The 10425-nt window shown below is 42.9% G+C and carries 4 protein-coding genes; all 4 read right to left on the reverse strand.

Annotation, left to right across the window (positions count from 1 at the left end; genetic code table 11):
• Positions 1-3221: SprB repeat-containing protein (locus tag BM176_RS08390; RefSeq protein WP_177230338.1), on the reverse strand; the 3221-nt coding region annotated here is incomplete at its 3' end.
• Between the two features lie 26 nt (positions 3222-3247).
• Positions 3248-5386: a fibronectin type III domain-containing protein gene (locus BM176_RS08395; RefSeq protein ID WP_090101766.1), complete on the reverse strand. Its 2139-nt coding sequence runs from the start codon at positions 5384-5386 to the stop codon at positions 3248-3250.
• Positions 5387-5390: 4 nt separating this feature from the next.
• A complete protein-coding gene (locus tag BM176_RS08400; protein ID WP_090101769.1) occupies positions 5391-9884 on the reverse strand; it encodes a hypothetical protein in 4494 nt (1497 codons plus the stop codon).
• Positions 9885-9931: 47 nt separating this feature from the next.
• Entirely contained in the window at positions 9932-10405 is a 474-nt protein-coding gene (locus tag BM176_RS08405; protein WP_177230339.1) for a toxin-antitoxin system YwqK family antitoxin, read from the reverse strand.
• Positions 10406-10425 lie beyond the last annotated feature (20 nt).

The following is a 10425-nucleotide window of genomic DNA, read 5'->3' on the forward strand; positions in this document are numbered from 1 at the left end:
GCTGGAGAACTAACATTTGCCACAATCACTGTATCACCCGTAAATGCCTGCGTACTGGCAAGGAACTCCGCACTGATTACATTATCAACCGTTTTAATCACTACTGTATCATGCGCCACACAACCATCAATATCCGTAGCTGTTATATCATAAATGCCAGCCTCGTTTATTCCTACCACAGCCGTATGAGCAGTATATCCGTTATTACTGTTCCAGCTGTAATCTGCTCCATTCGGAATAGTACCATCTGTAACTGCTACCTGACCTTTACAAAGCGTACGGTCAACACCCAAAGAAACAGTTAATGGCTGTGGATCTACGAGGGTATATGTATGACCTATCAAACACCCTGTACTATCTTTCATCTGTACAGTATAAGTACCGGCACCCAGTTGCTGTATATCCTTATTTGTGCTACCAGTACTCCATTGATAAGTATATGGTAAACGCCCTCCGGACGGTAGCAGGGTAATAGCAGCATCCTGGAAACCTGTACAGGTAGGCTCTTTTATGGTTTCTCCTATGGCCAGCGCACCAGGTGCTATAACCGCCGCGGTAGAATTTAAGATACATCCATTGGCATCGGTTACTTTTAAAATATAATCACCTGCTTCTAAATTTTTAATACTGGTATCAACAGAGCCGTTGCTCCAGGAATACAAATAAGGCGCTACGCCACCACTTACCGTAGCTGTGGCGGCACCATTTGCTTCACCATTACATCCCACTTCCTGAAGTACAAAAGTGGTATTCAATGCCGGTGGTTGTGTAAGTTTAATATCAGCTTCTGCTATTACACCACTCATATCTGTAACTTTCAAATGATATGTCCCTGCAAGTAACTTCTTTGCTACTGAATCTGCAGCACCATTTGACCACGCATATACGTAAGGCCGCACCCCTCCGGTAACATAACCATATACCTGTCCTTGTGTACTGTCATGACAAAGGACCGGCGCCTGTTGTTGTAATGCCAACACCAGTGGGTCCGGTTCATGCAACACAAATGTTCTCACAAGACTGCAATTATGAGCATCAGTAATAGTAAGATTATAACTACCATCACCTACGTTACTCAGATCTGGCGCAACAGTGCTATTACTCCATGCATACTGATAAGGCAATGTACCTCCTCCTACAGTAGTAACAACACCTCCATCTGTAGAACCATAACGTGTTGGTGTGGTAATGACCCCAGTAGCAGCTAAATCATCCGGTTGTGTAATGGTTGTGTCAGCAGTTGTTACACACCCATGTGCATCTTTAATATCCAGATAATAGTCGCCCGGAGGAAGATTGTTTACATTAGCTGTAGTAGCTCCATTGCTCCAGGTATACTGATAAGGCAAAGTACCACCGGTAGTATTACTTAACACTATTCCATTTGCCACGCCATAACAGGTAACATTGGTAGGCGTAAGTCCCAGTATCAGTAAGTCCGGTTCTGCAAGATCAATACTGTCAATTGCTTGATTATTATTAGCATCAGTAATCGTTACTGAATAAGTCGCTGTTACTAACCCGGTGATTTTCCGGGTAATTTTATTCGTATTCCATAAATAAGTGTATGGACCCACTCCTCCTGTCACATTTGCCTGTAATGCCCCATCGCCATCGCCCTTACAACTGATAGGAGTAGTTGTGAAACCTACTACCAGTGAATCCGGTTCTACAAGTAAAATACTTTGAGAAGTAGTACATCCATTCAAATCCGTTGCCACTACATCAAAAGTTCCACCACCAAGACCTGTAATAGTTGCAGTACTTTCTCCATTGTTCCAGGCATAGGTATAAGGAGATGCACCACCACTCACACTGATGCCCGCGCTGCCATCATAAGTATGATAACCTTTGGGATCAAGCGCCACAGAAATATTGGATGATATACCGGTAGGCGGCTGCCCTACTGTAGCTACTTGTGATGCAGCAGCTAAACATCCATTGCCATCTTTTACAAGAATAGTATAATCACCTTTTATCAGGCCATTGAATACATTACCGGCCTGCCATGTAACGCCATTATTTTTGGAATATTGATATGTATTATTACCTCCCGCAGCTGTAATGGTTACGGATCCATTATTACCACCGAAGCAGGTAGCATCAACCGGCTGAACGGAGAATGTTACAGGGGCCGGAGCCGTAATAGTAAAATGATAATAGGTTCTGTTTACTTCCACTACACTCCCATACTTTCCTTCTACGGTAAGGCTGTAATCACCTGGAGGCATATCACGCAATCCTGTAATTGTTACACTTTTATTGACATCCAGACTGGTAATATCAGTATTAGTCTGATCCCAGATAATGGAGTCTGTAGGTGAATTAAATTTATAGATAGAGATGGGTTTTAGCACCTCACCTGGTATCATATCCCTGTCAAATTTTACAGTTACAGAATTACTAACACTATAAGAACATAAAGGAGATGCTCCTGTCACGGCAACAGGTATCGGCGTAGTGGGGTAAAAATATAATACCCATGGATTAGATCCTTCACTGGCCAGCCTGGGATAATGTGAACTATCAGATTCTAAAGTATATGCGTTATAATAACTTGACGACATTGTAGCACGGAAGAAGACAGGTTTACCAATAAAATTGACGTAGTCCGTGCCAAAAGTCTGTTTCAACGTACGTGAAGTATAGTTGTTGGTAAAATCCATGTAATTGGGCAAGTTAGCATACGTCTGTGCATCAAGACTATATTGCCATTGTCCATAACAGCTGCCCGCACTCGCACTACAATAACTATATTCAAAACGTATTGTCTCATCAGTGGTATAAACGTTATCAGCCGGGGCACGGTCCACATTATTAATCATCAGCACTCTCGAATTATAGAGATCAAAATGCACCTGCTGAGGAGCGCAACCCAGATAAAATGATCTTCCGGTACCAGAGTTTCCAGGAATAACATAATCATACTCCTGGTTAGCGCAACCAGTTCTGCTAACATCCGCATATACATGTGAAAGTAGTGCAGTCATATAAAGGTTGGTATCGATCACTAATGTAGAAGTAGGTGAAAAATTTGCTCTTTCAAATATTTTCTGTTTACCGGATCCCTGCCAGTCAGTTTTATATAATGTAACCGTATAATTATTACCTGCCGGTACTACGATATTGGCATGAATACGTAAAAGATTGGGTGCACCCTTCTGAGCCACACTACACAGCGAGAAAAGTATACAACTTAAAAAGAGTAATATTTTTTTCATTCCATTATTATTTGAAGATAGCGCCACTAGTATGTCACTTTTTCAATTACAGAGAATTGACTTTGCTGGCCACTCTTTAGTATCGCCTTAATCGTGTATTGGTAAATGGTATTTATTCTCAATTGGCTGTCGGTATAGTCCTGCTTTGCACCAGTGAATGTTTGCAGCAATGCAGGTGGCTGGTCACCTTCTGCACGGTACAGCCAGTATTGTGCAACATCGCCCTGCTCCATACGCCAGCTAATTATAATTGCCTTCTCCTCTCTATCTGCCTTACAGCTTATTTTTGGCCGGGAAATGCTGGTAATATCTTTAGCAATATAAATGGTGAGTGGGGTAGCCTGGGGTGATATTTTTCCATTGGCACCAATTGACTGCACTGTATATTGATACTCTACATCTCTTAATGGTATAGGATCTGTCAAACTATCTTCTTCAGCACCAGCGTTGGGAATATCTTTCAATACCTGCCATACAGCAAAAACGGAATCTTTACGTTTACGCAATACCTGGTAACTGGCAACCGTTTTTTCATAACTGTTAATCCAGTAAAGTTTCACTTTCCCGCCTTCAATGCTGTAATGTTTAAATGCCGGCGCAGACGGAGCCTGTAAGTCCGGTTTCGTTAATTCCAGGATATCGGAAAATTTAGACGTGTTATAACGCTGATCCACCGCCTGTATCTTATAATAAATCTTAGTATGCAATGTATTTACCTGTACTGTATCATAGAAAACAGTATCTGCCTGCGGAGAAACCGTAAGCTGAATAAACTCTGCATCAGCGCGGGTTCCTCTGAAAATACGATATCCCATCAGATCTTTTTCCATATTGGCTGGCCAGTGAATGGTAACGCGACCTGTTGTATCTACCTTTCCCTTTAACAATGAAGGAACTGCAGGAGGAATGGAGTCTATCGGTTGCACCAGCACAGGAAAAGAAGGTGCATGGGTACCATCTAGTCCATTGGCAACAACTGCCATATAGTTAGATGCCTGTAGCGGTTTTTTAAGTATCCATTTACGTTCGGATGCCGGAATGTTTGCCTGTAATGTATCATAAGGCCCACCTACATTAGGTGCACTTACTATACTGAAGCTCTTGATAAGTGCATTACCTTCCTTTGGAAATTCCCAGCCGAAGCTCACCTGATTTGAACCTGTGATATCGGATGCTGTGATGCGTGGGTTATATGGTAATGACGGCAATCCCTGACCAGTAACTGTATCCGAAGGAGCTCCATATTCACCAAAGGCATCCATTCCTTTTACACGGTACATATAGGTAGCAAAGTTCTGCGGAAGACTATCCACATAATAAATACGTGTAGGTCCACTGCTGTCACGTTCATTTGCATTTACCAGCGGCTGTGCATTTATTCGCACAAATGGTTTTCCTGCACCTTCTGAACGTTCAATAATATAACTGTTGTAAATCTGTTTCAGCAATGTAAAATTCCAGCTAAGCATGGCCTTGCGGTCATTGAAAACAGCAGACAGATCCAGTGGCGGTGGTAAAACCTGATAATCTTTTAATCCCACATAAGCTGCGCCAGTATCTGTTTTCATTTTAGCAGCAGGGATATTCGTAAATACGCGGTACAGGTATTTCTCATCCTGCTTTGCGGTGGAATCCACCCATCCAAGACCAGCAAATTTTGCCAGACCAAAATTCCCGTCACATGCAAATAATGCATAGCCGAAACGCTCTTCCAGCTCGGTGGCCTTGCTGGCTATCTCCATCATCCCTCCTTTGCCTTGTTCAATAGTGGATTTAAAACTCTCTCCATACAGCGCCATTGCTATAATAGCAGCACCATCGCTGCTATCTGTAAGCGGCTTCCAGTCGGGCTGCGGATGTGGTTTCACTGGCACCGGTGTAAGCAGTTTCCTTTCCGGTATGGTCAACGCGTGTCCCCCACGGGTAATGGTATATCTTTCTATCGTATAACCGTAATTATTAGCATACTTCCATGCCAGCGGAGAGTTGATTGCCCAACGTAACCAGATGGCATCCTTTTGTGGCTTCGCCAGCACCATCACCGCAGGAGTGGGTGGTGGTGCTGATGATGATTTCTGCTGGGCTTTTACTTTTGGCACTAATGCCACCAGACAAACAAAAGCCATAATTCTAACACTGGCCCTAAAGCCTTTCAGGTCTCGCATACGTTTAGTTAATAGGATTGAACAATGTTAATTTCCCGATACTTCCCCCCTTCTTACCAGGCATCATATACTGCAGCTGTAAGTCGTAGTTGCCTCCTTCTATCAGCGGGAACATGCTTGTAAGAATACGCTGCCATGCAGGATCCACACCACCACGGATCATTTGTCCGGCAAGTTGTACCTGGATATTATACATATCCGTTTTGAACTGGTATGGCAGATGGTAACGGAATGGCAAACGGTCTGCTTCGGGATAGTTATAGTAATTCTCTATCGGGAATATGGACCATGCCGGAATTAATGACTGCTCTGCGGTACGTGGCAGATTTACCAGGCCTCCATACGGATAACTGCTATAGATTAACGGATTAATCTCCTGTTCGAAATAATGATTACCTGTCAGTATAGCCGTAGGCATTATCAACGGTTTATTGTCAGTATACTCAGATCCTCTCAGTTCTACAGCATCAAACAGTTCAATATCCTGCATCAGCACCTGTAATGCATGTACATCAGGCAGGAAGATAGGTTCTCTCAATACTTTGGTAATAGATACAGCACCTATTTTCTGTGCGAGCGTAGTATACATACTGGTACTAAAGTCATATTTAAGAATATCCTTTGCACCAACACTACTGTTAGACATATTACCACTGGCCTGATTATTCCTTATAGACAAATCTCCACCTGTACTATCTGCTCCGCTAACCTGTACATAGGAATTGCTGACAGACTGACCTGCACCTTGTGTTCCCGGAGGAAGATTCACAATATCCAGCGTATAGGAAGTTTGCTTACTGAGCGTTGGCATGGTAAACATTACCTGTTTATTGGCGGTATCATATGCAATGGATAACGCCTGAACATTACCCGTTTTATCCTGCACCTGTAATTGCTGCGACCAGCCCGTAGCCTGATCAAACAGGTAGGATTGTCCTCTTTTCAACCGGATATACCCGCTGTTGGATTCGCCGGAGAAATAATGCTGCTGATCTACTACCGGGTAAGCATATTGTACATTGCTCAGCGGAATACTTTCCGGAGCATCGCCGGTAGTAAACGTAATGGTTTTATTTTCTGTTGTCACCTTACCATTCGTCATCACAGGGCGCCAGCTACCACTTACCTGTTCTTCAAAACGTACCTGCACAGTCGCTTTCAGGGAAGTATGAGGAGGCAGGATTTCAGAAGAATAGAATGCAACTGCATCATTATTCTCAGACCATTTTAAATCACCAGCCAGGTTTGCACCACCATTTGAGATGTTGAAGAAGTCAAGTGTTGCACGGTATTGCTTAGTATTACCATTATCGTCTTCCAGCTCCATTGTCTTATTCAAAGCGATATTGAATACAGCCTGTGGAGCGCCAAATACGTCTATATCTTTAGATTGATCACGTGGAGTAAGGTCTGTAATCACCGGCACATCACCCAGCGGATTACTGCCTTCTATTTCACACTCTTCTCCCAATGTAACTTTGAATCTGCATTTACCCTTTATCAGTCCACCCATCACAGAATAATACCCACCTGCATAACCAGTGAACCAGAAAGGATTAGGCAATTTAGCCTGAACCAACACTCCTACACCTAGTTTCAGAATACTTATTTTACGCCGTTTCATAAACAGCTTGAAACTAATCCCTACATCACCCTGTAAGTATGCATAGGCTTGTCCGTTAGCATACCATCCGTTCATACCTATAGGACCTGAATGACCTTTACAATGAACGTCAGTTCCATAATCTTTCAACATGATATCAAAACCTAATCCCATATCGAAGCTGGCATAGAACATAAGGAAGGTGAGATCTCCTGTACTCAGGGAAAGATTTGCACCAAAGGCAATACCTTTTCCGGAACCGAGGGCGTTAAGATCACGCATATAGTCAAGCTGCTCCTTTTCTACACCCAATATATCTGCCAGGATATCCGGTGGCGGCGGACTACCAGGCAGGTTATTTCCTACCATAAAGTACGAACCTACCTTCAGATTAATAGGTCCTAACCCAAACCCGATTCCACAACGGTTATCTGGTCGTCCAACATTGATATACCATTCATTTGGATCAAAGTGAATTACGACTGTCCCCGCTTTATAATTAGGGCCTGTCCCTTTTAAAGGACCGGCATTTATATACGCTTCAAATACACCGTGCAGGGAATTGTTTACAAAGTCAATATCCAGACTGGCGACAGCAGTTATAGGAGCATCAGAAATTTTCTCCCTGTCTTTATCATATGCCTTCTGAGATTCTGCATTGTTGAAATTCAATTTATCCATGTTCTCAGCAACACCATCAATAAAGTTTGCCGGCAGTACGCATGCAATTTTTGCGGTACCATCAAAATGGATATAAGCTATACCTCCGGTACTGAGGAAGGCTATTTCCAGGGTAGCACGACCATTAAGTACCTTATCTGACTGTGTGGCAAAACCTACAGATGCTTTAAAACCAAAACTGATAGTATTATCAGGTTTATAGAGGTAGCCGGTAGGTGTAACACCTATACCCGTTTTAGCATCACTTTTACCTGCCAGTCGCATATGTGAATACGCACCACCACCAAGACCATTGAGCTTGAATCCAGGGAAAATAGGTATCCCCGCTACACCCAGGTCAGCAAAAGCATCGGCGTACCAATACCGGTATGTAGGCAGGCGGCCAAAAACCGCTTTGGCCTCTACTTTCACTTTCAGCTTCTTCAGATTCAGTGTGAGATCACCGGCAAAGCCTTTACCATAAATAGGATCATCCTCAAAAATAATGATATGGCCATCCAGCTCAATACCACTATTATCAAAGTGAACACCCAGGCTATCCAGTTTCATCTTCTGAAACTTCCAGTTATCATGGTTATTCTTTGTACCTATCTGGCCAATGAGTTCCAGCCTCGCTCCTGCAGCAAATCCACCATCTCCTTCACCAGCCAGATGTACTGCAACGGTGAAAGCTAATCTTGCCTGGTCATTGCTGGCAGCTACCTCAATATTGCTGATGCTGGCCGGGAAATTACCAATAGAGATGTCGCCATCATATCCGAAGCTGGCTACCTGGATCTTGGGAGATACTGTTTGCAGTTGTAATTCCTTAAACTCTATTCCAGGCATTTTGCCCAGGCTGCTATCTGTAACCGGCGCATCTGATTTCAGAGATGCATTAATGGTCATTTTACCACTCAGGGTAGCCTTGGGCAGGAACTTACCATCCAGTACTCTTAATTCAATGGATGAGTTCTTATACAGGGTAACCTTTGAAGCCCGCAGAAATTCGAACTGCAGGGTATCTTTAGGTTTTACAGTGAGCAGGTATTCATTACCCGGACTGATCATTGCATCATACAGGAATGATGTCTTCTCATCTACCGGTAATTTTATCGTACCTCCAAATCCTGCACCCTTCAGGCTATTAGCTCTTACCTCTAACGAAAACCTATCGATAGAGAATGGCCAGGTTCCTGCAGAACCATCACCAATACTAACAAGACTATCGGCTGTAACGATACCACTGAAGCCCTGATTATCGATCAGGATATTCTTCCCTGTAATACTTATACGCTGATTATTACTCCCCCGCTTTAATTGCCGGGGCAGATCTACACGAAGGCTACTGATATACACCCCTCTCCATACGTTTGAATTACCTGGTAGCAGGTAATCCGCTTCATAGCCCTGGGGGAATTTAGTAGCAGGATCATTACGCAGGTCACTGAAGTCAAAAACCGCTTCGTTGATACTAAAACCAAAATCCTTTACTCCTTTTATCTGAAAATCAGGCAGATTAATTTTTACGAGGATATCATTCCAGTCGCCAGCTACCGCCTTAAAATTACCTTTAACCATTCCCGTATCCACATCCCCATTAGCATTAACAGGCAGCAGGATATCGCGAGAGAAGATCACATCTGCATTGAGGCTAAGTTCCTTAAACCCGGAGCAATCAATACTGGCATATGTTTGCGGCTCACCACCATTCACCATATTGTTCTTGCTGTCAAAAGCACCCTTCAATATCAGCTTCACTTTCCCGCCACCAAGATCAATAGGAAAATCGCCCAGCAGAGCCAGCTTGGCATCACCTATCAAACCACCGCCACGGGAGAGTTTAACACCATGTGCACCAAAGAATAAATCCTTTGCAGCCGTGGTACCCTGTTGGGGTATCTTAATTCTCAAAAAGGCTGTAAACTCCGCATAGGTGGGATTCATTTTCACCTGTGTAATACCCACAGTATACTCCACATTACTCAGCGTACGTTTGTTGCCGATAGGGAGCTTCTGCAGATCATCAGGTGTAATATCCTCCACATAGTTGTTCTCTTTATCGATCTCATCGAATAAAGCAGCAGCTATCTGTGCAGACATGGAAGTATCTACAGGCACAGTTGCAGATACAGGGTCAATGGTGGATGTCGTCAGGTCTTTCCCTGCAAAAGCATTGCTATTTGCCAGTAAACAACCGGTAACGATGATCCATAGGTATAAGTACTTTCGCATGCGCGATACAGGATTTTAAGGATATTATTTCAATAGGGTATCAGATATTATTCACCATCAAAACCTTGATCATCTTCATCTTCATAGGTCTTTATTGTCCATTTCTTGTCAGCTTCTTTTTTAAAAGCCATGTATGCGTCATATCTTTCACCGCTTTCAGGCATTTTATAATTTTCAATAAGGTTGCCATCACTGTCCCATTCTTTATATGAAACATAGAGACCATATTGCTTCAATCCTGAAGATTTGACATTTCCTTCTTTATCCCATCTGTAACATTTTCCATGTGCAAAACCTTCTCTGTATTTCTGCATATCAGAAACTTCTCCATTCGGATAATAGGAGATCATCCATCCATGAAAACGGCCATTTACCACTGCTGCATCATACTCTTTTGTATTAATATGAACAGGGTGCTCACCATACACCATGCCGGTGTATGGTTGCCCATCTAATTCCATGTAATAATATTCCACTGCAGAATCTTTTTCTGAGGTATTATTTACATATGAAAAGTTCATATATAGCTCATCCTTTTTCA

It is taken from the genome of Chitinophaga sp. CF118, assembly GCF_900112615.1.
GTDB lineage: Bacteria > Bacteroidota > Bacteroidia > Chitinophagales > Chitinophagaceae > Chitinophaga.

What these genes read in the sequence shown, in the direction of transcription:
- BM176_RS08405 (WP_177230339.1), bottom strand. Translation starts at nt 10,405, where the DNA reads ATGAACTTTTCATATGTAAATAATACCTCAGAAAAAGATTCTGCAGTG.
- BM176_RS08400 (WP_090101769.1), bottom strand. Translation starts at nt 9,884, where the DNA reads ATGCGAAAGTACTTATACCTATGGATCATCGTTACCGGTTGTTTACTG.
- BM176_RS08395 (WP_090101766.1), bottom strand. Translation starts at nt 5,386, where the DNA reads ATGCGAGACCTGAAAGGCTTTAGGGCCAGTGTTAGAATTATGGCTTTT.